At 45.9% G+C, this 25,273-nt stretch carries 16 protein-coding genes; 5 read left to right on the forward strand and 11 right to left on the reverse strand.

All coding sequences use genetic code 11. The features are described from left to right. Nucleotides 1-47 precede the first annotated feature (47 nt). From lhgO to JQC93_RS06035, 11 genes are all read right to left on the reverse strand, one after another. Nucleotides 48-1,253, reverse strand: a complete 1,206-nt coding sequence (gene lhgO, locus JQC93_RS05985) for an L-2-hydroxyglutarate oxidase (RefSeq protein ID WP_205157570.1) — start codon at nucleotides 1,251-1,253, stop codon at nucleotides 48-50. A 39-nt stretch (nucleotides 1,254-1,292) separates the two neighbouring features. Then, nucleotides 1,293-2,306 (reverse strand): LacI family DNA-binding transcriptional regulator, encoded by a 1,014-nt coding sequence (locus tag JQC93_RS05990; protein WP_205157571.1) that lies wholly within the window; start codon nucleotides 2,304-2,306, stop codon nucleotides 1,293-1,295. A 204-nt stretch (nucleotides 2,307-2,510) separates the two neighbouring features. Continuing rightward, nucleotides 2,511-5,588: a GH116 family glycosyl hydrolase gene (locus tag JQC93_RS05995; RefSeq protein WP_205157572.1), complete on the reverse strand. Its 3,078-nt coding sequence runs from the start codon at nucleotides 5,586-5,588 to the stop codon at nucleotides 2,511-2,513. 127 nt (nucleotides 5,589-5,715) lie between these two features. Further along, a complete protein-coding gene (locus JQC93_RS06000; RefSeq protein ID WP_205157573.1) occupies nucleotides 5,716-8,127 on the reverse strand; it encodes a GH36-type glycosyl hydrolase domain-containing protein in 2,412 nt (803 codons plus the stop codon). A gap of 110 nt (nucleotides 8,128-8,237) precedes the next feature. Further along, the gene (locus JQC93_RS06005; protein ID WP_205157574.1) at nucleotides 8,238-9,329 is read right to left on the reverse strand and encodes an ABC transporter ATP-binding protein; all 1,092 of its coding nucleotides are present in this window, start codon (nucleotides 9,327-9,329) and stop codon (nucleotides 8,238-8,240) included. Then, a complete protein-coding gene (locus tag JQC93_RS06010) occupies nucleotides 9,329-10,678 on the reverse strand; it encodes a GH1 family beta-glucosidase (protein WP_205157575.1) in 1,350 nt (449 codons plus the stop codon). The genes JQC93_RS06005 and JQC93_RS06010 overlap by 1 nt, the downstream gene beginning before the upstream one ends. A gap of 3 nt (nucleotides 10,679-10,681) precedes the next feature. Further along, nucleotides 10,682-11,578: a carbohydrate ABC transporter permease gene (locus tag JQC93_RS06015; protein ID WP_084887740.1), complete on the reverse strand. Its 897-nt coding sequence runs from the start codon at nucleotides 11,576-11,578 to the stop codon at nucleotides 10,682-10,684. Between the two features lies 1 nt (nucleotide 11,579). Then, entirely contained in the window at nucleotides 11,580-12,569 is a 990-nt protein-coding gene (locus JQC93_RS06020; RefSeq protein WP_205157576.1) for a carbohydrate ABC transporter permease, read from the reverse strand. Nucleotides 12,570-12,642: 73 nt separating this feature from the next. Continuing rightward, on the reverse strand, nucleotides 12,643-13,890 hold the full coding sequence (locus JQC93_RS06025; protein WP_084887736.1) for an ABC transporter substrate-binding protein: 1,248 nt from the start codon (nucleotides 13,888-13,890) through the stop codon (nucleotides 12,643-12,645). Next, entirely contained in the window at nucleotides 13,887-14,930 is a 1,044-nt protein-coding gene (locus JQC93_RS06030) for a LacI family DNA-binding transcriptional regulator (RefSeq protein WP_205157577.1), read from the reverse strand. Before JQC93_RS06030 ends, JQC93_RS06025 begins: the two co-directional genes overlap by 4 nt. 343 nt (nucleotides 14,931-15,273) lie before the next feature. Continuing rightward, nucleotides 15,274-16,353 (reverse strand): LacI family DNA-binding transcriptional regulator, encoded by a 1,080-nt coding sequence (locus tag JQC93_RS06035; protein WP_205157578.1) that lies wholly within the window; start codon nucleotides 16,351-16,353, stop codon nucleotides 15,274-15,276. Nucleotides 16,354-16,602: 249 nt separating this feature from the next. Between JQC93_RS06035 and JQC93_RS06040 the strand changes: the two genes are divergently transcribed. The 5 genes from JQC93_RS06040 (at nucleotide 16,603) to treC (ending at nucleotide 25,246) form a co-directional block, all read left to right on the forward strand. Next, nucleotides 16,603-18,705, forward strand: coding sequence for an alpha-galactosidase (locus JQC93_RS06040; protein ID WP_205157579.1), 2,103 nt, complete (start codon nucleotides 16,603-16,605; stop codon nucleotides 18,703-18,705). A gap of 132 nt (nucleotides 18,706-18,837) precedes the next feature. After that, nucleotides 18,838-20,607, forward strand: coding sequence for a solute:sodium symporter family transporter (locus JQC93_RS06045; RefSeq protein WP_205157580.1), 1,770 nt, complete (start codon nucleotides 18,838-18,840; stop codon nucleotides 20,605-20,607). Nucleotides 20,608-20,840: 233 nt separating this feature from the next. Continuing rightward, on the forward strand, nucleotides 20,841-21,785 hold the full coding sequence (gene treR, locus JQC93_RS06050) for a trehalose operon repressor TreR (protein ID WP_205157581.1): 945 nt from the start codon (nucleotides 20,841-20,843) through the stop codon (nucleotides 21,783-21,785). A 266-nt stretch (nucleotides 21,786-22,051) separates the two neighbouring features. Further along, complete coding sequence (gene treB / locus JQC93_RS06055; RefSeq protein WP_205157582.1) at nucleotides 22,052-23,476, forward strand: PTS trehalose transporter subunit IIBC; 1,425 nt, start codon at nucleotides 22,052-22,054, stop codon at nucleotides 23,474-23,476. 72 nt (nucleotides 23,477-23,548) lie between these two features. Continuing rightward, complete coding sequence (gene treC / locus JQC93_RS06060; RefSeq protein WP_205157583.1) at nucleotides 23,549-25,246, forward strand: alpha,alpha-phosphotrehalase; 1,698 nt, start codon at nucleotides 23,549-23,551, stop codon at nucleotides 25,244-25,246. Nucleotides 25,247-25,273: the final 27 nt, after the last annotated feature.

Genomic DNA, 25,273 nt, shown 5'->3' on the forward strand with positions numbered 1-25,273 from the left:
GTTTTGCATGCAGTACTGGTATTTAAACACTGTACCATCATCAGAACTTATAAAGTGCTATACTTTTCAGTGACTTGCTGAACTATGTATTCACCAATTGGCATTGCTGAAGTGGCCGCAGGAGATGGTGCGTTGCAAACGTGTAGACTCCGACGAGACGCTTCAAACAAAAAGTCATGCACTAACGTCCCATCGGATTTAACCGCTTGAGCACGTATTCCCGCTGGGTAAGTCGATAGTTTTGAAGGGGTAATTTGATCGCAATATTTTTGAACCAGTTTGGTGTACTCACTCTTAAACAGTGAATTTTTAAACTCTGTCGCACCCTGCATCCAATGTTTGCTCGCTACCTTCCAAAAGCCAGGAAAGCGCAGTAATTCGGCGGTGTCCTGAACGCTGAAATTGCAGCGGCCATACCCTTCTCGCTTCCAACCTTGTACAGCATTGGGGCCTACTGTAATCGTGCCATCCACCATCGGGGTGATGTGGACACCAAGAAAAGGAAGCTCTGGATCTGGAATGGGGTAAACAAGATGATTGAACGTAAGCGATGGATCGTCGAGACGATAGTATTCGCCGCGGTAGGGCACAATTTGAAAGTCTTTTCCTAGCCCAAGCATTTTAGCCAAACGATCCGCCATTAACCCCCCGCAGCAGATGACGTAACTTGCCTCGATTGACTCTGTATTGGTGTCCAGAGTAATATTGTCCTTTGACTCGCGCATTGCGGTTACTGGAGATTGATAGATGATACTGCCACCCAACTGTTCAAACTCATCGGCCATTGACTGACACAGCGCAACGTAATCAACGATGCCGGTGTCTTTAACAAACAATGCGCCAATGCCATTTACGTTAGGCTCTCGTGCGAGTAATTGCTGTTTGTCGAGGAGCTCCACCTCAATCCCTAATTCGGCGGCGCGCTCTTCAAGGGCAAGCATCCTCTGGAGTTCTAGTGCATTGGTTGCAACCAATAGCTTACCAATTTGTTTATACGGCAGTTTTTTTTGCTGGCAAAATGCGATGGTTTTCAATAGCCCTTGCTTGCAAAACTTCGCCTTTAAGCTGCCCGGTTGATAGTAAATACCTGCGTGAATAACACCGCTATTATGGCCCGTTTGATGTTGGGCTAATTGGGTTTCTTTTTCTAGTAATGCAATGCTTTTATTTGGGTAAGCTTGCTGAAGTTGCCACGCTGTGGATACCCCAACAATTCCGCCACCTACAATCACAAAATCAAATTGTTTGTCCATTGAACCTTCCCTGTTCTAGCTCACCGCTCATTCTCAGCGTTAACGATACAACGATTTTGTCGATTGTCTAACTATGAGGTCAATCGGAGGTAACCGTTCTTCAAGGCGATCACCGGAAAGGTGATTTAGTATTGTGTTGGCGCAAAGCTCGCCTAACTCTTCGACCGGTTGCCTTAATGTAGTCAGTGCCGGAGTAAAGTACTGAGACGTAGGCAAGTCATCAAACCCAATCACAGAAACATCTTCTGGCACTCGAATATCTCGGTCATGCAATGCCTTGATCGCGCCGTAGGCAGTAAGATCGTTTGCAGCAAAGATAGCGGAGAAGTGAATTTTGCTGTCGATCAGTTTTAGCGTTTGCTCATACCCCTGCTCACAACTAAAGTCGCCCTCTTTGACCAATTTTGGATTGATTTCAATATCGGCCTCAGACAACGCACGCTTATAACCTTGATAACGAGCCCCAGAGTCTGGTTGGCTGTGTAAACCCTTTATATGCGCAATATTAACATGGCCTTGCTGCATCAAGTGAAGCGTCGCCATATAGCCACCTAGCTCGTTATCGAGCTGCAATGAGTGCACATTAGGTGCTTCAATGTCATAACCTAATGTGACCATAGGGATAGATTGAGCCATGCGCACGATTTTTTGCTTTTCGAGGTTTCCGGTAACCACAATGATCCCGTCAACGTTGCTCCTAAGCAGATAGTCGAGTGCGTGCTCTTCCAGAGAGCTTCGCCAGTGACCTGACGCGATAACCAACGAATACCCTTGCGCGATCAGTGTTTTTTCCATGTCATTGAGAATGCGACTGGTGAATGGGCTATCTGGGTGCTGAATAAGCACACCGATGGTCATTGAGCGCCGTGCCGTATTTACCTGCATTTGGTATTTGGGTTTGTATCCACTGTCGATAATAGCTTGTTCAATTTTTTGCGCCTTGTCATCGGAGACAAAACTGGAGCGATTTAGGAAACGAGAGACAGTGCTAACGGAGACACCCGCTAGTTTTGCAACATCATAAACACTTGCTGAAGTTTTTGTTCGGGCCATAGTATTTTCAAGGTCGGAGTCATAGGTATTACTATATGACTGTTAGGCGTTATTGCTAAGTACAATGCAGCAAAACTGTGTGTAAAAACATAGTTTTGTTTCCAAATAGTGGACGTTGTACTGTTCACAATTCATATGTGATCACCAAGAAAAAAGTCAGCCTAGATAGGGCTGACTTTTTGGTCGTATTAAAGACGATTTTCCCTAGTATAGATATGAGAAAATCATTCCCGGTCTAAAGTAACGGCCTGCGGTGTACTTCAATCCTGTGCTTAACAACCAAGGGTGAAGTTTTGTTATTGACGCAGCGTCAATGTCTTTGTTAACCAGCTCAAAGAACTCAGAGCGATCTTTAGTGATCGATGGGTGCACTCGCCCATCGCTTAGTAAACAGCCACTGGTTTTTAGCGCGGTAAGCCATTCACATGCTTTAGGTAAAGCCAAATCGAACTGATCTGCCAGGTCTTCTGCACTCACTGCAACCGAACAGTTAAAGCCTTCTGGCGCTGCAAATGGAATCTTCGCCAATTCATACAGTGCGTCATACACCGTGTTCATCAGCGCTTCGGCTTGCTCGGTTTTTCCTGCAAGTCGAAGAGCGGTAGCAACACTAAACTGAACACCAATCCAAACATCTTGTGCTTGGAACGCATCATGTGGCGCGCCATCGGCCAAAACCATGTTAGCAACACCCAGTTTTGGACTGTTTGCTTCAAAGTTACGCGCCAAAATATAGTCAAGGCTGCGTTCGATGCGAGATGCATCAAAAATGCCTTCTAAGCCAATCAGCTTCAAATAACTGTCAGCAAGCAGCGCATCGCCAAAGCTATTATCTGAATCAGCAACCAATTGATCAAAAGCCTCAGTAAACGCCTGCGGCGCGATATGTTTCAGCTGCTTTTTCTTCACTTGACGTTGTTCTAACTTAGACAATGGACTGCCAGCGTCGACACTATCGAGGTATTGGTTTAACGCCACCATGTCGCTAAGTGGATTGCCTGTCATCGCAATACCCAGAGCTTCTAACGCTTGGTACTCAACGCCAGTCAGATGCTTTGCCTGAATCGGCGTGACAAAGAAGTGGTAGTAACCTTGCTTTTCGTCCCATAGTCCCTGCTCGAGTGTCACTAATGCCGCGTCAGACTGTGCTCGCCAATCCGCAGACAACTCAGAATGCCCAAGCATTGAGGCCATTTCAGATGCTGCCTTCAATCCTGCAACCCACAAACTGCCACAGTAGATAGACACACCATGTGATGACAAGTTATCAAAGGTATCATCGGTGCCGCGAGTTAGAGGTAACGTATCACCCTCTTCGATTAGGTTACCGAGGTAATCCAAACTTGCACCAATCGCTTCCCAGCAGGCTTTCACGATCTCTATATCACCGCTGCGCTGATAGTGGCGATACACCATCAAAATGTATTTCGGTGCGAGGTCTTTCCACTCTTTCACATTGTGCCACGTATACGCATCTGGCTGAATATCAAAAGGACTGCCTAAGTCATGAATAACTGCGCCAGTGATTGCGCGAACACCTTCGTATTTACCGTCAACCAACTCTGCGTGTGGCTTATCTTCGTACTCCCAAAAACGACGTGTTGTATCGTCAGCGGCAAGTATGGCATTGGCAAACTCTTTCATCACCGAACCATCTAGCTCTGGCAGTAAATACAGCAGTGAGAACGAACCGTAAAAGTACACGTCAAGGGAGTTAAAGAAAGGGTAATCAACACACTCTTTCACCAAAAACTTGTCTTTTGCATCCCATACCGTTGACTCAGCTAAGAAAGACAATGTGTTCATCGCCATTGTCGCATGCTTAACCGCCGCACTGTCGCTCATGGACTGCTTAGCCTTTGCAAGGTAGTCTGATTGCTGGTCAACAATGCGCTTTTCAATGCTTTCTAATTGCGGCAACCACTCGTTTAAAATGGTGTTTGCGGTGTTTTCATTTGAGTAAAACTGGGTATAAGCTTTCTCTGATTCCCAGCCGTTAAGCGATATTTTTTTGTGATCGTGAAGCTGCGCAAAACGCACGTCCACAGACTCGCCTGGTTTTAGTTCCACTTGCACAGTGACAAGACTGGCTAGCGCCTCGCGCTTGGTATAAATACCGTAGTCGAAATGATCGTTAGTGCGACCCGTTTCAAGCGCGGCTTTAACCACTTTATCGCGCTTGGTGGTGTAGACATTACGCTTTGTAGTCGCCGTTACTTTGCCAGATTCAACCAGCGAACGGTCGACCTGAACGCCGTAAATGACTTCACCCTCGATGTCAGCTGCATACCCTGATTGGCTGCTTTGACTTACGCCATTAAACAGCTGATCGTCATGGGTAAACTGAACACTTTCATGGTGTTGACTGATTGGATTTTGAGTAAGCGAACACGCCGAATCTTGAATGCCGTCACGGCCTTTTCGGTACGTCGAGCCAATAAGGTTGTTCAGTGGTTGGACCAAAGTGACGAGTTTGGTACCACTGCCCTGGTTACTGAGGCTAAAGTGGTTCCAGTGCATTGGCAATGAGCACAGCACTTTGTCGTCTTTAACCACAGGAGACACCACTTTACGGCTGACCGCAATATCACCAAACGACTGATAGTCGAAATGCGCTATCGGGTACAGCGCTTTGTAGTCGATCTGTTCGCCAGGTACTGCATTGACTTCACCGCGAGTCGCTTCTCCAGCGGTCAGTGCCAAGCTTTGTGCTGACGTGTTAATCAATAAGCCGTTAAAGAAATCCACCAGCACTAACAGCTGCGTCTCTAACGCACGTTCGTCTACTTTAATAGCGTTACGTGTTTTCGAATTGAGTTCGATGTTCCAACGTTGGAAACTGTCGCGGTTGTCCGCGTAAAACGACCCACTGATTGCTGCTTGCTTAATGCTCTCTAACGCCGTCGTAGCCTCGGTGAGATCCAACGTTTTGCCATTGAATAACGCTGGGTAAAACTTTAGGAAAATGCTGACTTCATCCATCTTTCCAAGCGCAATGTTATCTAAAGATAACGGCGCCATCACCGAGCAGTAAAAATCGTTAAAATGAATGTCTTCTTCACTGCAATCAATGAAAATGCCTGGAATGGAGCTAAAATTCGGCGTTTGACCCTGAGGGGTCAGAGTAAAGGTACTGCCAATGCCACCGATAGCCATCCCAGTATTTGCCGGAGTTGTCGAGATTGGCGTGTACCAAGGTTGAATAAACTCAACGGCATCGCCTTTGCGACACAATTGTGCTGCACTGCCGTGGTAAGTTGTGTAGGGAATACTGTTTATCATAATTATGCCTTCGATATTGCCTCGTGGAGAAGCAAAATGTGTGTCGGTAAAAGGCTCGTGCTGCTCATAGAGCGACCACTGACACGTGCTTTGAAAACAAGGGGAGGCTTACCCTCCCCTATAGCGCTTAACCTAAGATCACATCAATTTGATGATCACCAGAGGTGAAAATTGGCGCTTTATTGCCATTGACAAGTTCACCGTTCACGCGCATCTCTTTCACACCCTTGCTGACACCATCAGGATTGGTGACATGAATATGGTAAGTTGCACCGCGGAACTGACGTCTCACTTTAAACTCTGGCCACTCACTCGGGATACAAGGATCAACCGTTAAACCATCCACTTCTGGGCGAACGCCTAGAATCCATTGAGTACCAGCAACGTAGGTCCATGACGACGTACCCGACAGCCATGCATTGCGGCCCAAACCAAATTGAGGATGCTCATCACCCAAAATGTTTTGTGGGTAACAGTACGGTTCTGATTCAAACACATCTAAGCTGTCGTTTTTCGACGCTGGGTTAATTTGACGATAGTACTCGTAAGCACGCTCGCCATTGCCCATTTTCGCTTCAGCAATCATTACCCAAGGGTTTGAATGAAGGAAGATACCGCCATTTTCTTTCGCACCCGGTGGGTAGGTCGATACGCCACCCAGTTTCGGATCAAAGCCATTGTAGCCTGGCGTTGATAGCTTAATACCATTGGCTGTATTTAGACGAGTGTTTACTGAATCCAGCGCTTGTTGAGCACGCTCTGGTGTTGCAAAGCCAGAAATAACAGGCCAGCTTTGACCGTTAGTATAAATTTGGCCTTGCTCGTTAGTGTGAGAGCCAATTGGCGCACCGTTTTCATCGAAGTAGCGTACGTACCACTCACCATCCCAACCGCACTCATTGACTGTGGCTTTCATTTCGTCGTACTGGCCGCGAAGCTGAGCTGCCAACTCAACATCACCGCGTAAATCACACAGATCGAGCATGTCTAAAATGGCTTTACCGTACATGCTAGCAACCATCATTGACTCAGCGCCAGTGGGTAAGTTTACCGTATCGTTCCAGTCGGCAAAGCCAAGCAGTGGCAAGCCGTGTTGGCCTTTGTTGCCGTAAGTGAAGGCGATAGAACGTTGTAAGTGTTCCCAAACGCTAGCACTTTCTACTGGAATGCCTTGTTTATCTTTTTGGTAAAACGGAATGACTTTGTTTAAGAATTCTGCGTTGCCGGTTTCTTTAACATATTGAGTCACTGCGTAGACAATCCACAAGTGGTCGTCACCGTAGTAATCCGGGCGATCTTCTTCTTCACGAGAGTCACCTGCGTTGGCTTCCATCGTTGATGGGAAGAACTGGTGCATCGCCGAGCCATTTTGATTTTGAACCGAAAGCAGACGCTCAATAAACTCACGTGCTTCCTCTGGCATATGCGTAATCACGCCCAACGTGTCTTGTGAAGAGTCACGGAAGCCAATTCCACGTGCGCCGTAGCCTAACTGATACAGCGATAGATAACGCGACCAGTTTTTAGTGGTATGACATTGACGTGGGTTATGCACGTTCAACATTGAGTTCATTGCAGGATCTGGGGTTTCTACTTCAACCGTGTTGAGGTAATCAGTCCAAAACTCACCAAGCTCGTTAAAAGCTGCATCAACCGTGGCATGGTCACGGTATTTTTCAAGCATTGGGATCGCCGTTTCTACCGTTTCTGCTTGTGTCAATTGCACAACGGTACGCTCTGTTTGATTGCTATTTAGCCAGCCAAGACGCAAGTTTAATGCGCCAATATTATCGCCACGCAAACACTCGGTGTTACCCAGTTCAGCCATTTCGATGGCTTCAGGTTTCGCCCAGCTGCCGTAGCCCATTTTACCCAAGAACTGCTGACGATCGCCGTCAAACGAAGTTGCAACGCGATCAGCGGTCATGAGGTTTACTGAGAAGTCACGCTTCATGAACGCATACTGCTCTAGAATGGTATGACCTTGCGCTTGTTTATGCGCTTTTAGAGTCATGGTTTGAGGAACCCAATCCGCGTTTAGTAGTTGCTTTAGGGCATCAAAGTGAGTGAACTCGTACACGGGGATCACATCTACGTGCAGGTTCTTATCCGAAATATTGGTGATCTTAACGTCTTGCAAAAGCACAGGATCGTTTTTAGGCACGAAAAAGGTTGTCTCGCAGCGCACGCCATAGGCTTCTGCTACGATGGTGGTGTAAGACAAACCGGTATGGTTTTCAAACTTATCCAAAGGCTTAAGCGTTGGCGTGTAAAACGGTGAAAAAATCTCTTCGTTGCCATTTTCATCACGCACTTTAAGGTACAAAGTAGACCCTTTAAAGTCAGAGTTTGGAAGCTGAGCGACGTATTTCGTAATACGATTAAGTGCTGGATCACCCTTACAAAGCAATACACCGCCGTTGCTGTCAACAATGCCACCAAAATCCAAAGTACCCACGTAGTTACACCATTTAATGGGTGTGACTGGTGTCGTTGCTACGTACTCTTTGTTGGTGTCGTCAAAATAACCAAATTTCATGTTAGTCCCTTACCTCCCCTTCTGGGAGGCGATAAAAGTCTAGGTAAGTACAGCACTCTTTGCTCACAACATTCACGATTGGTGAACTAGAGTGCTGAGTAGTATGCAGATTAGTTTGCTAGTGAGTTTTCACTTAATGCGTCAAACAAATGCAATGAATCAAGATCGAGATACAGCGTGACTTCATCTGCGGCAACTTCTGTCGCCTGAGTTTCAACCATCAGAGGTTGACCCGCGATTTCAGTCTTAAGCAAGATGCTTGCGCCTAGTAGTTCTTTGTCTTTGATCTTCACAGGCAGCGGGAATACACGGTCGTGATCGACCAGCTCTGCACGCAAGTGAATGTCCGTTGGACGAATACCCAAATGTAGAGCGACATTCTTAGAGGCATGCGCCTTAAAACGCTCTGGAAGTGGAATACGCGTCTCGCCGATTTCGATAAAGAACTCACCATTCTCATCCACCATTTTTGCGTCCAACATGTTCATTGATGGGTTACCAATGAACTGAGCAACAAATTTGTTTGCAGGGCGTTGGAAAACGTCCGTTGGCGTACCAACCTGAGCCACGTAACCGTCTTTGAGGATAACAATGCGATCCGCCAGCGTCATCGCTTCGATCTGGTCGTGCGTTACGTAGATAGTGGTGGTTTTGAGTTCGCGGTGAAGCTGCTTAATCTCTTCACGCATGGTGCCACGAAGCTTTGCGTCTAGGTTAGACAGGGGCTCATCAAACAAGAATACTTTTGGTGTACGAACCATTGCGCGGCCCATAGCCACACGTTGACGTTGACCGCCAGACAGCTCTTTAGGTTTACGGTCTAGTAGTGGATCAAGTTCGAGCATTTTAGCTGCAGCGCGCACTTCACGGTCGATGTCAGGTTTTTTCATGCCTTTAAGCTTAAGTGCAAACGCGATGTTTTCGTACACGGTCATGTGTGGGTACAGTGCGTAGCTTTGGAATACCATCGCTAAGTCACGGTCTTTTGCGTCAATCTTATTCATTAGCTTGCCGCCAACGTAGATTTCGCCCGAGGTGATGCTTTCTAGACCCGCAAGCATACGCAACGTGGTGGATTTACCGCAGCCCGATGGGCCAAGGAATACCACGAACTCACCGTCTTCAACGATAAAATCAAAGTGCTTTACAACTTCTACATCATCAAATGATTTTTTGATGTTCTTAAATTCAACTTTAGCCATTATTTATTCCCCGCAGCACGCTCAACTAGCATAGCTTGGTATGCCTTAGCGCTCTGTTTAAGTGTTCTTGTTTGTGTTGTGTAGTCGACGTGGACAATGCCAAATCGTTGCTCGTAACCAAAGGCCCATTCAAAATTGTCCATTAGGCTCCAAGCAAAATATCCGTCTATCTGCACGCCAGCTTCAATAGCGTCATGCGTGGCTTTTAGGTGGGTCTGAAAGTAGTTAACGCGTTGTGTGTCATTAACTTCACCATCCGTTACAGAGTCGTCACCAGCGGCGCCATTTTCTGTAATGTAAATCGGAGGCAAGTTGTCATAACGCTGTTTCATCGCGACCAACAAATCGGTCAGACCTTGTGGGTAAACTTCCCAACCAATGTGCGTTTTTTCTACGTCTTCCAATACCACTTTCTCGACAACATTGTGTTCGTTTAAACGAACTACATTGCGCGAGTAATAGTTCACACCTAGATAATCGATAGGAGCAGAAATGATCGCCATGTCGCCCTCTAGTATCATGGGCATATCGTATGGGTAACGCTCTTTCACGATTGCTGGGTATTCACCTTTCAAAACTGGGTCAACAAACCAGTGGTAACTTTCGGCTTCAGACAACTCTACTGCAAACTGGTCTTTTTCACTCTCTGCGTACGCAGGCCATGCGTTTACCACTAGACCGTGCATCGAGTTAGGGGCGTTTTTACGTAGTATTGGCATCGCCAAACCGTGTGCGAGCATTGTGTGGTGCGACGCCAAAAAGCCTTCTTTGTTGCCTTTAATGCCAGGGGCATGGATGCCAAAGCGGTAGCCTAAAAATGCCGATACCGCTGGCTCGTTCAGGGTACTGTAGACATCAATCTTGTCACCAAAGTGCTGACTTACAATGTCCGCGTATTGCGCAAACTTGTAGGCGGTTTCACGATTTAGCCAGCCACCTTTTTCTTCCAGGTATTGTGGGAGATCCCAATGGTACAGCGTCACGTAAACCTTCATTCCAAGTGCGTGGCACTCATCAATGATGTTCTCGTAAAACTTAAGTCCCTCTGGGTTCACTTCACCATCACGTGGCACAATGCGTGACCAGGCAATGGACAGTCTGTAAGCATCCACGCCTAGCTCTGCAATCATCGCGACATCTTGCTTCCACAGATGATAGTGATCACAAGCGACTGCCCCATTGTCACCGTTGTCGACTTTGCCCGGTACGGCGCAAAACGTGTCCCAGATAGAAGGCGTACGACCACCCTCTTCTGCGCCACCTTCAATTTGGTATGACGACGTCGCCACACCAAAGACAAAGTCAGACTTCAGCATGCGTGAGTTTATAGGTAACTCATACTTTGCCATGGATTACCCCTTCACCGCGCCAGAGGTTAGACCGCTGATCATCTGCTTAGACGCAAATAGATAGGTCACAACTAGTGGCAAAATGGAGATAGTGGTACCTAGCATTACCGCGCCCCAAGGGGTGTTTGGAATACCTTGCACACTTCGTAGTGCCTGTGTAATTACGTAGTTCTCTGGTGTCGTTAATACAACAAGGGGTTGCATGAAGCTGTTCCAGAAGAATACGAACTGTACGATGGCCAGAGTCGCAAGTGCTGGTTTAAGCAGCGGTAGAACCACACTGAAGTAGGTTCTGAACTCACCAGCACCATCCAGTTTTGCCGCTTCTAGCAGCTCTTTAGGAATCGAAGCAACCACGTGCTGACGCATAAGGAAGATACCAAATGGTGTCGTTGTGAACGGTAGCCATACCGCCATGTGGTTATCCATCAGACCCAAGAACTTCACAATCATAAAGTAAGGGATCAGGCTCAATACCGGCGGGATCATCATCGAACCCACGAGCATGCCAAACAGAACGTTTTTGCCTTTGAATTTAAAGACCGCAAACGCATAGCCACCCATACTACAAAACAGCAATGAAATAGTGGTGCCTAAAAATGCAATGTAAATCGAGTTAAACATCGCTTGCCAAAACGGCATGATCTCTTGAAGTCTTGCATAGTTGATCATCAAGCTATCGCCGATGGCAAAGCTGATGCCGGTGCTAAAGATTTCACTACGATCACGAGTAGACAGCAGTGCAGACCAGAAGAACGGGAACACCGTTACAAAGGCTGACACTATCAGTACGATGGCTAAAAGGACCATCAATACTTTGGTTGTGATTTCAATGGTTCTATCGCTAGGCTTCAATGCAGCCCAAGTCGATGACCCTGGTGCAACAGTTTGAGTAGACATATTAATTCCCTTGTAAGCCTTTTTTACCGAAGAATAAGAATTGGACGAGTGTACAGCAGGCAATCAGGGCAAATAGCAGCCAAGAAATTGCAGATGCAGTACCCATTTCTAGCCATTCCCAACCGACTTTATAAAGGTACATAGAGATGGTTAAACCAGCTTGACCTGTACCACCTGTACCACGAGTCAATACAAACGGTTCTTCAAACAGTTGCAAGTTACCAATGATAGTCATGGTGACGGCAAAGAAAATGAACGGACGAATCATCGGCAGTGAGATAGACCAGAAACGTCGGAACGCATTAGCACCATCCATTCGGGCCGCTTCCAAGATTTCTTTAGGAATCGTCATAAGCCCAGTGGTGTAAAGAACAATGTTAAAGCCGGTGTATTTCCAGAAAACCACAATCGCGATAGACGGTTTGATCATTGTCGCGTCGTCTAGCCAGCGAATAGGTTGAAATTCAAGTACCCACGCGAACGCCCAACCCAATAGCGGGTTTTCAGCAAGTGCGATCAACGTTTGGTTGATGATGCCTGAGCTTGGAGAGTACATGTTGAAGAAGATAAGCGACGCGGCAACGGTCGAGGTGATGTACGGCAAGAAGTAAGCCGAGGTCAACCAATGACGAAGTTTAGGCCCCATCGAAACAAGAATGTAAGCAACTGGAATCGCCACAAGGTGCTGTGCAATACCAGATGTCAGTGCTAACCAAATGGTGTTGCGAAGTGAACGCCACAACCACGGGTCGGTTAATGCAAGGTGATAGTTTTCTGTACCCACATAGTTCATGGCCCCTAAGCCTTCAACGGGGTTCCACTCGTGAAAGGATAGAAAGACAGAGAACAGTAACGGGAAGATCCCGAAGATAGAGAATATAACTAGGAAAGGTAACAGGAAACCATACGGTGTAAGCGCTTTCAAATTGAACCGAGAAAAAAAACTTTCTTGTTCAATGGTTTCACTCGCCTTGTCAGAAACGTGGCTCATGGTAACGACCTCTTAAATGCGGGAGGCGAAAATCGCCCCCCAATTAAGTGTAAAGATTAATAGTGAGTTTTTATTACATGTTGCGAGTGCGGCGCTTGATTAGACGCTCCGCATCAGCAAGTGCAGTTTTGATGTCTTTACCTTCATCAAGTACTTCCATCAAAGCATTCTCAAGAATGATTGAACGTGCAACGTGGTCGCCTTTTGCTGGAGCAACTGGCTTGATGTTTTGAGCCACTTCTGCAAACAGTACGCGAGCTTCTTGTCCGCCTAGGAAGTCCACTTTCTCGTTGAACATTGGGTCATCGTAAGTAGACACGTTCGCAGGAAATGCAGCAATAGTTTCAAACGCTTCAAGTTGAACATCACGTTTGGTTGTCATGTACTCAATAAGTTTCCAAGCTTCGTCTTGGTTTTCGGCTTGAGTAGGAATAGATAGGAATGAACCACCCCAGCTACCGTAAATACCATCTGGAAGGTTAGAAACGTTCCAGTTACCTGCTGTTTCAGGTGCCATCCAGTTCTGTAGGTGACCTAGTAGCCATGCGCCAGAAAGCTGTGTGGCTAGAGTACCGTTACGGAAACCTTCATACCACTCGTTAGACCATGCTAGGATGCGGCCATCAAGCTCTTTGTCACGGATACGTTTTGCTGTTTCAAATGCGTGAACAAAACGCTCAGAGGTGACTACTGGGTTGCCTTCAGCATCAAAGTACAGACCTTCACCTTCTGGAACAGTAGTAAAGATGATTGCTTGAGCAACGTCAGCTGCAGAAGCGATTAGCTGTACATTTTGCTTCTTAAGAACTTCACCCGCTGCAATGTAAGAATCCCAGTCTTTGATCACTTCATTGATGTCTAGACCTGCTTTTTCAAACACATCAGTACGGTAGTACATAACACCTGGGCCAAGGTCTACAGGGATAGCGTATACGTCGCCGTCGCCGCCTTTACCTTGTGTCCAAGCGTAAGGTGCAAATGTTTCAGAGTACTTGTCTGCGCCGTATTTCTCAGAAAGGTTTACAAGGCCGCCAGACGCAACAAAAGGACCGATTTTTTCTACGTCTACTACGATAACATCACCTGCGCCAGAACCTGTTGCTAGGTTAGTCGTCAGTTTAGTGTGGTGATCTCCGTGGTTGTTCATCAAGTAATCCACTTTGATGCCTGTTTCTTTTTCAAAATCAGGAAGGATTACTTTTAGGCTGCTATCAAAATCTGGAAAACCGTCGAAACGGATCTGGCTGTCTGCCGCTGAAACAGCTGTGGCACCAAGGGCCGAAGCTACTGCAACTGATAGAGCTAAGGTTTTGAAGTTCATATTATTTCCTTATTAAAATCGTAGGGTTTTTTCTCTAGGTCCTTAACCGAATTCCGCGCTACTAAAGTAGGTGATAGCGTGAAATTCACGTTTCGTACACTCTGTTTGAGTTTTGCCAGTGTTAAATTCACGGCTTCCACTCCAGTTTGTTCAATCGGAAAGTGAATGGTTGTTAATGCAGGCGATAAATAGCGCGAGAAATTAACGTTATCAAATCCCACCACAGAGATATCCTGTGGAATGTCCAAACCGTGTTCTTTCATACACTCCATTGCACCAACGGCCATATGGTCATTCGATGCGAACACAGCGCTAAAATTACAGTGTCCTTGCTCTCGGCGTTGCAAGAGCTTTTCCATTGCTTTAAATCCGCTTTTTTCGGTAAAGCCCGATTGAGCGACTAACATCTCGTCATACTCTAGCCCTGCAAGTTCAATGGCCTTGCGGTAACCGAGTAATCGACCCCGTGCATCAGACTTATCGAGAGGTCCGGTAATGCACGCAATGCGCGTATGTCCATTTTCTAAGAGATGCTTTGTGGCTTCTATGCCACCAAGTTCATTGTCAATGCCTATGCAGCTAGTCGCCATTTCTGGAACGAAGCGATTGACCAAAACCACTGGAATGCTGCGTTTATCTAAATCAATCAGGAAGTCATCACTCAACTCCAGAGTATGGAGGATCAGCGCATCGACACGACGTCCCAATAAAAAATCCACTGACTCTTGTTGCCCTTTTTGGGTATTTGAGCCTGCTGTTACCACAACGTGATAACCAAATCGTCTTAAGTTATCTTCTATTTCTTGCAACAAGCTGGCGAAAAATGGGCTACCTAACTCAGGAACAACAATACCAATGCTGTCTGTTCGGCTAGAGGCTAACGCTTGTGCAATACTGTTTGGTCGGTAACCCAGATCTTGAATCGCTTGTTCGACTTTAAACTTTTTGTCTGGACTAACCGCACTGGTTCCGTTTATGACTCGAGATACCGTAGCTTGAGAAACTCCTGCTCGTTCCGACACATCTTTTATCGTTGTCACAGGTTTATTTCCTCACCACTTGAAACCGCTTACAGCAGAGTATCTGTTAGAAATTGATGGATTTACGTGAGTAAAATCACAATGACTACGCAGATTTATCGGTAAATATTCAAAGGGTGAATGTCTAGACAAATTCTCATTTACTCATGAAACTGTTTCATGGAAAGATGAATATAAACTAAAGAATTAGTAAATAGACAAGGAAATAGGTGCGATTTTTAGTAAATGTGTGTTACCGGCGGGCATAGATTCAAAAGCGTGTTAAGACCAAAATCTCTACTGGCTATATCGAAAAACCTACTGGTGCCAGCATACACGGCTAGCACCTGAGGACGAACGAACGTCAGCTTTCATTGACCAGCAACTCTACTTGTCGCAGTAATTGTTTGATCTTAAGTTTGTTGTTTTGCTTAGAAACTTTACTTTCGCTGCTTCTTCGGGTGATCAGTTCAGAAGCAATCCGGCGCTGTACTAGTGGCCCACGAAATAGTGGGTCTTGGTTTTTTAAGAGTATGGCTTCTTTTACCGCTTTCTCGCCAACCGCGATAAAATCTTGCTTAACCGTCGTCAGTGGTGGGGTAAAGTAAGCGCTATCATGAATCCCATCGAAGCCCGTTACTGCAACGTGCTCTGGTACATGAATCTGCAGTTCATCCAATGCTCGCAATGCGCCTAAAGCCATTTGATCGCTCGCCACCACTATGGCATCAAACTCAATATGCTTACCTACTGCCTCTCGCACGGCCAAATAACCACTGCTTGCTTGCCAATCTCCTTGGTACTGAAACGTGACCTCTTTATTAGCGTTATCTATTTCATCAAGCCATGCGTGTAATCGACTGTTCGCTGCACTGGACTCGCGTGGGCCTGATATTAATAAGAACTTTTCTCGCCCTCCCTCGATCAGATGCTGAATAACTTGGGCTGCGCCCTGGATATACTCACCATGTACCCAATGTACGGGAGTCGATTCCGGCACATCAATGAAGATAAGATGCAAACTTGGAAATTGTTCGACTAAGGTGACAGCCTCTTCCTTAGATAGAGGAACGTTTAAAATGATGCAATCGACTTGTTGAGCAATCAGTTCTCGCATTGCCACATGTATACTGTCGAGACCCGGCTCTGAGACTACAGAAAAGGCTGTTCCAAAATTTAGCTTATGCGCCTTTCTTCTTACACCGTCTGCAATAAGTGCTGCACCATGTAACGCCATGTCTAGCGTAATCAAACCAATATTGGTCGATTTTGCTCGGCTCAACATTTGCGCGCCTTTGTTAGGCACATACCCTAGTTGTTTGATCGCTTGATTCACTTTATCGCGCGTCTGTTTCGCTACACTCTCTGAGCCGTTAGTAACTCGCGAAACTGTTTGAGTCGATACACCGGCTAATTTTGCGACATCTTTAAAGGTTACATTCATTGTATTTACCATCTAGCTCACCTCGTACTCGTCAATGTTACTCCAACTGCACTTTTCGAACTGTGTGACACCTCTAAAAATGTTTCCGAAAACACCAATAAATGTTCTCGAAAACAGTCGATCTAGAGCAAGTTTCCCTCAAATACAAGTGTGTTTAGATCACACATAGAGTCACTTTCACTACAAAATTTTTGTCACTGACGCACTATTGCGACCAGATAATGTTCACGAAAACATAAAGAGTTTGGTATGACAAAATTTTTACATCTGCAAAGCAAAAACCACAGTCTGATCATCAAGACAGATAAAGTGCCAGAGATTCTTCACTGGGGGGCTAAGATTGCACACATTGATGAAGACTTACTGCTATCAACAGAGCGTCCTATTTCACAGGCGCGCCTTGATGTCGACGTTCCGCTGTCCCTGTGTCCTGAATTAGGAAGTGGTCACTTTAATGCACCGGGCATTGAAGGCCATCGAGACGGTTATGACTGGGCACCCGTTTTTCAGCTTTCGTCTACCAAGGTTGAGAACAATCACGCCACATTTGTCATGAATGACGATGTTGCTCAGCTCGAGTTGACCGTTGAGATCAAGTTGGATGCCGCTACCGACGTGGTTCAAAAGCGTGTGACAGTGAGAAATATGGGTAACAGCAAGTACTATCTTGGAAAGCTCTCCTCTACCCTACCATTACCTAATCACGCCAACGAGCTCATGACCTTTCATGGTCGATGGTGCCATGAGTTTCAAACTCAGCGTCAACGCTTTGAGCACGGCGGATTTATGCAAGAAAACCGTCGCGGCAGAACATCCCACGAAAACTTTCCGGGTCTGTTTGTCGGCAGTAACGGATTTAGTGAACAACTGGGTCAAGTTTGGGGTTTTCACTTAGGTTGGAGTGGTAACCATCAAATGCGCGCAGACGTTCGCAGTGACGGACGACGTTTTGTTCAGGCTGGTGAATTGCTTTTATCAGGAGAGTCGATATTAGATGTAGACACTCAGTATCAAACACCTTGGCTGTATGGCTGCTACAGTCAAACAGGTCTCAACGGTATCTCCCAACGCTTTCAGCAATTTGTACGCGATAACATCGTATCTTTCCCAGTTAAAAAGCCACGCCCGGTTCACCTTAATACTTGGGAAGGGATCTATTTTGACCACAAACCAGAATACATCAAAAAAATGGCCTCTGAAGCCGCAGAGATGGGTGTAGAGCGATTCATCATTGACGACGGCTGGTTTATCGGCCGCGACGGTGAGCGAGCAGCCTTGGGTGATTGGTATTTAGACGAACAAAAATACCCTAATGGTTTGGAGCCTGTCATTGAGCACGTAAATCAGCAAGGTATGGAATTCGGTCTATGGGTTGAGCCAGAAATGGTCAGTGAAGATTCCAACCTTTACCGCAACCACCCTGATTGGGTGCTAGGCCTTAAAGGGTATCATCAACCGTCTGGTCGCTGGCAATACGTTCTCGACTTGCAAAATCCCGACTGCTTTAATTATTTGTTTGAGCGACTTAACGATCTGCTCACTCGTTACAACATCACATACCTTAAATGGGACATGAACCGTGAACTCGTCCAGCCAGGGCATCAGGGCCGCCCAGCGGTGCATGGTCAAACTCACGCTTTGTATCGATTAGTCGATGCTCTCAATCACGCGCACAACAATGTCGAAATTGAATCCTGTTCATCCGGTGGTGGTCGCATCGATTTTGAAATTCTTAAACGTACTCACCGTTTTTGGGCATCTGACTGTAACGATGCCCTAGAGCGTCAAGCCATCCAGAAAGGCATGAGTTATTTCTTCCCACCAGAAGTGATGGGTGCGCATATTGGACCTGCAGAGTGCCACTCAACCAACCGTCGACACGGCATTAACATGCGCGGTGTAACGGCATTAAGCGGTCATATGGGCGTGGAGCTGGATCCGGTAAAAGAGTCTACCCAAGAAAAAGCGGCATTTTCTCGATATATCGCCCTGCACAAGCAATATCGTCATCTGTTGCACGGCGGCCGAAGCTTTAGGATCGATCCTGCGGATAAAAATCAGAACATTTACGGAGTGGAAAGCGACAACGAAATGTTGATCACAGTATGTCAGTTAGCCATGCCAGATCATGCGCTTCCTTCGCCACTTCGGATCAGTTGTGCCGACATTAACGCCAAGTACCAAGTGAAGTTAGTAGAGATGCCACAAACCAGTTTCCAGCTAATGAAACAGCGTCCAAAATGGCTAGACAAAACGCTCACTTTAAGTGGCGACAACCTCAAAGAAATCGGTTTAACACTGCCTATTTTGGACCCAGAATCCGCGCTAATGGTGCATTTACAAAAAATCTAAACAGCCATAGCAATACTCAATAAATCCAAGGTTAGACTGCGGCGCATCAATCGCTTCGTAGCGACGTGCGCTGCGCGGTCTAGCCACAAAAAAATACTATTCAATAAGACTAAAAATTAAGGACTAATAATCATGCCCATGACAATCCTACTGTCATTCTTATTCTTTACCGGCTTTGTGGTGTTTGTCACCTGGTCACGGGTGAAGAATCAAAAAAATGACACCAAAGACGGCTTCTTCCTTGGTGGGCGAAGCCTCACCGGCGGACTCATTGCCAGCTCACTGATCCTCACAAACCTTTCTGCCACCAGTTTTGTTGGTATGAGCGCACTGTCGTTCAAAGGCAATATGTCAGTCATGGGTTATGAAGTTGCATCAGGGATAACCTTGATCATCATCGCGCTGTTTTTGGTGCCCCGTTACCTTAAACAAGGCATCACCACGATCCCAGATTTTCTGGAGTCGCGATACGACTTGTCGGTTAAGCAATTTGTGACCGTACTATTCTTACTGAGCTACATTGTAAACTTATTGCCAAACACCCTTTACGCCGGTGCCATGGTGATTGGTGGCATCTTTGACATCGAGACAATGCTCGGGATTAATCGTTTCCAAGCTATCTTGCTTATTTCATCCATCATTGGTTTCTTAGGTCTGTTCTACGCCATTTATGGTGGACTAAAAGCGGTGGTTATCGCCGATACCATGAACGGTGTTGGACTGATATTGGGTGGACTTATGATCCCAATTTTCGGCCTGATTGTGTTAGGTGACGGCAGTTTCTTTCATGGCGTTGAGGTGATCACCACTAACGCAACCGACAAGCTTCAAGCGGTTGGTGCAGAAGACGATCCAAATGTACCATTCTCAACCATGTTTACTGGTCTACTGCTCGTAAACCTTTATTACTGGGGCACAGACCAAGCAATCATTCAGCGTGCTCTTGGTGCTAAAAACCTAAAAGAAGGCCAAAAAGGCGTCATTCTAGCGGGTGCGATTAAAGTGATCACGCCACTATTTTTGATTGTTCCGGGGATCATCGCTTATCACATGTTTGGTACCGCTGACGCGGCAGGTCAAAGCTATGAAGCCGACACCATGTACACCCGCCTTGTAAATGAAGTACTGCCTAAACCGCTGGTTGGCTTTTTCTTAGCAGCCATGTTTGGTGCCATTTTGTCTACTTTCAACGGTGTATTAAACTCATCGACGACCCTTTTTACACTTAACGTGTACAAGCCAATTTTTGACAAAGAGAACAAGCTCACTGATGAGCAACTCGTCAACAAAGGCCGCTCTTTCGGACTGTTTATCGCGATTTTATCGGTCGGTATCGCACCGTTTATCATGTTTGCTCCGAACGGACTGTTTGACTTATTGCAGCGATTAGCCGGTCTGTTCAGTGTGCCTATTTTCACCATCGTGTTTATGGGCTACATCACTAAACGTGTTCCTGCAATTGCTGCAAAGGTATCGTTAGCAATATTTGTATTTACTTACGGTATCATCCAGTTTACGCCTGCTTCAATGCACCAATACCTTGGTCCACTGCAGCCTCTCGCAGAGCTGCACTTCTTCCACCAATTGGCGGTATTGTTTGTGTTCTGTTGCGTAATCATGTTCGCGTTTGGAAAAGTGAGGCCACGTGATACCGATTATGTTCTACCTGTAAACGAAGATATGGACATTAAGCCTTGGGAATTCCGTTTTGAAGCATCTGCGGTAATCCTTTACATGGTGCTTGGCGCGTACATTACCTTCTCGGATCTTGGTTTGGTTTCAGGTGACACGTCATTCATGGTTACTTACGCATTGTGCGGAATTGTTATTATTGGCGGCCTGTTTGCTCGTATCAGAAAGAAACAAGCTAAGTCTGCGCAGCTTACTGCGAAAGAAGCTTAAACGTTATTAACACTAAAAGTTAATGATGCATCCGCGATAACTTATGACTTAAAACCCCACTGTATGTAGTGGGGTTATATGTTTTGATACGATTTTCGAAACGCTTTCTCTTCGTTAGCAATGGCGATTTGCCCAGAGAAATCCCACCGTAGCCCTATTTCGCTTCATTTACGCTTAACCCACCTGTCGTTCCTTTGTTATAGTAACGCTTTGTTTTCTAAACAATCGACAGCATGACTAAAAAACTGACCATTATTGACATCGCGAAACTCGCTGGCGTAGGTAAATCGACGGTATCGCGAGTGCTTAACGACGATCCCAAAGTGAAGCCAGAGACTAGAGAAAAAGTCGAGCAGGTGATCAAGGAATCCGGTTTTGTTCCTTCCAAGTCAGCTCAGTCGATGCGCGGTGGCAGTCAAAAAGTGATCGGTGTGATCATCTCTCGCCTCGATTCAGTATCAGAAAACCAAGCTGTAAGCCCAATGCTTAATATTTTGTATGCCAATGGTTACGACGTGGTGTTTATGGAAAGCCAGTTAGATACCGTTAAAACCAATGAGCATCTTGACGTGTTGTACAAACGCAATGTCGATGGTGTGATCCTATTTGGGTTCACCCATTGCGATGAAAACGCCCTGCTTCCATGGACAAATAAAATGGTGGTGATTGCTATGGACACACCAGTGGTATCGTCCATCAATTACGACAACCAAGGAATGATTGAAAATGCGTTGGCTCACCTTACAGAAAAAGCGCTGACCAATATTGCGTTTGTAGGGGTTGATCCGCAAGATAGAACCACCGGTTTGGCGCGACTTACTGCCTATCAAAACTGGTGCGAACGACATAATGTCACCCCAAATTTTGCAACCGGTGAGTTAACTCATCAAAGCGCTTACTCCGCGACAGATGACGTTCTAACAGAACAAACTCAAGCTATTGTCTGTGCTAGTGACACCCTTGCATTAGGCGTGCTTAAACGTTTGCAAGAGCTGAGTCGGAGTGACGTCATTGTAACCGGTGTTGGGGGCTCATCTTTACTCTCGTTTTTGTTTCCGACCGTTTATAGTGTCGACCCCGGTTATGCTTTAGCGGGTGAGAAAGCAGCTAACATGCTCATTAAGAAGCTTGCTGGTGATACCGCTATCACTCATTTAACACAAACACCCCAGTCTTAATCGCTTTAGTCTTTTCTGCTTTGTCTTCGTCTTAGTCTTAGTCTAGCGATTAGCTCAGACCGATGGCTCAGTCTGAGCGATCTATACTATAGAAACATCATTAAACAACATTTGTTTGTGATCACTCTCAAGGTATGGGAATGTTCCCAATTTACATTTTTTGTTTGATTATGTATTGTTCACCTTAACGAATGGGAACATTCCCATTAATAAGCAAAACATACGTAAGAAGTGTACAATTTAAATATCCAAAGTGGACAAAAACTATGAGTAAGATAGCTAAACAGGACGTTCAACGTCTTATCGAATTAGTCGGTGGCAGCGACAATATCGCCAGTGTCAGTCACTGTTTAACACGCCTAAGATTTGTGTTAAATGACACCGATGCTGCCGATGTTAAACTACTGGAACAGCAGCCATTGGTTAAGGGTTGCTTCACCAATGCTGGTCAATTCCAAGTGGTCATTGGTACCGAAGTCGACGAAGTGTATAAGATACTGATTGAACTTTCCGGTAAATCATCGGCATCAAAAGATGAATCAAAAAATGCTGCACGTCAAAACATGAATATTGTTGAACGCGGCATCTCCCACCTTGCAGAAATTTTTGTCCCTCTTCTTCCTGCAATCATTACTGGTGGTTTGATTCTTGGTTTCCGAAATGTGATTGGCGACATCAAAATGTTTGATGGCAAATCACTGACTGAAATCAGCGAGTTTTGGTCGTCAGTTCACGCTTTCTTGTGGCTTATCGGTGAAGCTATTTTCCACTTCCTACCTGTGGGTGTTTGTTGGTCTACCGTTCGCAAACTTGGCGGAACGCCAATTTTGGGTATTACACTAGGTATTACTCTCGTGTCGCCACAGCTCATGAACGCCTATTTAATAGGACAGCAAGACCCTGGTGTATGGGACTTTGGACTGTTTGTGATAGAAAAAGTCGGTTACCAAGCTCAGGTTATCCCAGCGATGCTTGCCGGTATGGCACTAGCGTTTATCGAAACGTCCCTGAAACGAATTGTACCGTCGTACTTGTACCTTGTAGTCGTGCCATTCGTTTCGATCCTTGTCTCTGTTATTTTGGCGCACTCGCTTATTGGCCCATTTGGCCGAATGTTAGGCGATGGTGTGGGTATTGCGGCTAAAGCTGCGATGACGGGTGACTTTGCAATGCTTGGTTCAATGATTTTTGGCTTGCTTTATGCGCCACTGGTTATCACCGGTATTCACCACACCACAAACGCCGTAGACCTTCAACTAATGCAAGATATGGGTGGTACACCAATCTGGCCTCTTATCGCACTGTCTAATATTGCTCAAGCATCAGCAGTCGTTGGTATCATTATCATCAGTCGTAAAGCCGGTGAACGTGACATCTCTGTACCTGCGGCAATTTCGGCCTACTTAGGTGTAACAGAGCCTGCCATGTACGGCATCAACTTGAAATACAAATTCCCAATGCTAAGCGCGATGATTGGCAGTGCGATTGCAGCCGGTGTGTGTGGCGCAGCAGGTGTTATGGCAAACGGTATCGGTGTAGGCGGTCTTCCAGGCATCTTGTCTATCCAACCACAATTCTGGGGCATCTATGCTATCGCCATGTTGGTGGCTATCTGTGTCCCAATGCTATTAACGCTGATGTTCTATAAGCGTGCGCAAATGAAAGGTGAGTTAGAACTCGCCAACGCATAACAGTTACACCTTTTAGGGCGGACTCTTTTCCGCCCTTTTCATTGATTTATTTTCGGTAAGTGAGCAAACGCTATGACCCTTTTAAGCCAAGATCCAAACTGGTGGAAAACCGCCACAATCTATCAAATTTATCCAAAAAGCTTTTGTGACTCACAAGCAAAAGGTACGGGCGATATTCAAGGCATCATTTCAAAGCTCGATTACTTAAAACACCTAGGCGTCGATGCGATTTGGCTAACCCCTATCTATCAATCCCCGATGATTGACAACGGCTACGACATTTCCGACTACTACAGTGTTAATCCAGACTTTGGCACGATGGGTGACTTTGATGAGTTATTAGCACAAGCGCATCAGCGTGGCATCCGTATTGTTATGGATATTGTGGTCAATCATACCTCCACAGAGCATCACTGGTTTCAATCGGCTCTGGGAGACAAAAATAGCCCTTATCGCGACTACTATATTTGGAAAGATCCCATCGACGGCGGTGAGCCTAATAATTGGGAATCCAAGTTTGGTGGTAACGCATGGGAGCTTGATGAAAAAACGGGGCAATACTACTTACACCTTTTTGCCAAAGAGCAGGCTGATCTCAATTGGGAAAACCCTACGGTTCGAGAAGAAGTAAAACGTGTTATCCAGTTTTGGGCTAAAAAAGGTGTCGATGGATTCAGATTGGATGTTATTAACCTAATTTCAAAGCAACAAGATTTCCCATCTGACGATTCGGGGGACGGACGTAAATATTATACTGACGGTCCTCGCGTACACGAGTATCTGAGAGAGATCAGTGACGCTGTATTTCAAAAATACGGCAGCGTTACCGTGGGTGAAATGTCGTCAACAACCCTAGAGCATTGCCAGCAATACTCATCACTGGATCAAAAAGAATTGTCGATGGTATTTAACTTCCACCATCTTAAAGTCGATTACCCTAATGGTGATAAGTGGACTGCTGCGGACTTCGACTTCATACAGCTTAAGCAAATTTTTAATACCTGGCAAACCGGGCTCAATGGCAAAGGTTGGGGAGCACTCTTCTGGTGTAACCATGATCAGCCACGAGTGGTGAGCCGATTAGGTAACGACACCGAGTATCGTGTCGAGTCAGCCAAGATGCTTGGTGCGGCTATACATATGATGCAGGGCACCCCTTACGTATACCAAGGGGAAGAATTTGGCATGACCAATCCTGGTTACCAAGATCTCGCGCAATACCGCGATGTTGAAAGCACTAATATGTACGACATTATGGTGAGCCATCAAGGCGTTTCGCACTCTGACATGATGGACATTTTACGCCAAAAATCCCGCGACAACTCTCGTACACCTATGCAATGGAACGCCACGAATAATGCCGGTTTTTCAGGTGGTACTCCATGGTTAGACATCGCTAACAATTACCAAGAGGTTAACGCAGAAAATGCGGTAGCGGATCTCAATTCGGTATTCTATTTCTATAAACGGCTTATCGAATTACGTAAGCAAGTACCAGTGATCACTGATGGCACTTACTTAGATTTAGCGCCAGAGCATAGCCAAGTATTTGCCTACTTACGTGAGAGCGGCAATCAGCAATTAGTGTGTATTAATAACTTCTATGATAACCCAGTGGATTATACGCTCCCTTCAAACATTGGCGTGTCTCAAGCAAAGTGCATACTAGGAAACTATCGCACCAGCCAAGCTGACATTCAGTGTGAAGTTCAGCAATTGCAACCTTATGAAGTTCGGATCCTGTTAATTGAGCGAAATGTGGAGGCATAAAAAATAGATGCTCCTCTCCCCCCACAA

It is taken from the genome of Vibrio ulleungensis (assembly GCF_016900875.1).
Lineage (GTDB): Bacteria > Pseudomonadota > Gammaproteobacteria > Enterobacterales > Vibrionaceae > Vibrio > Vibrio ulleungensis.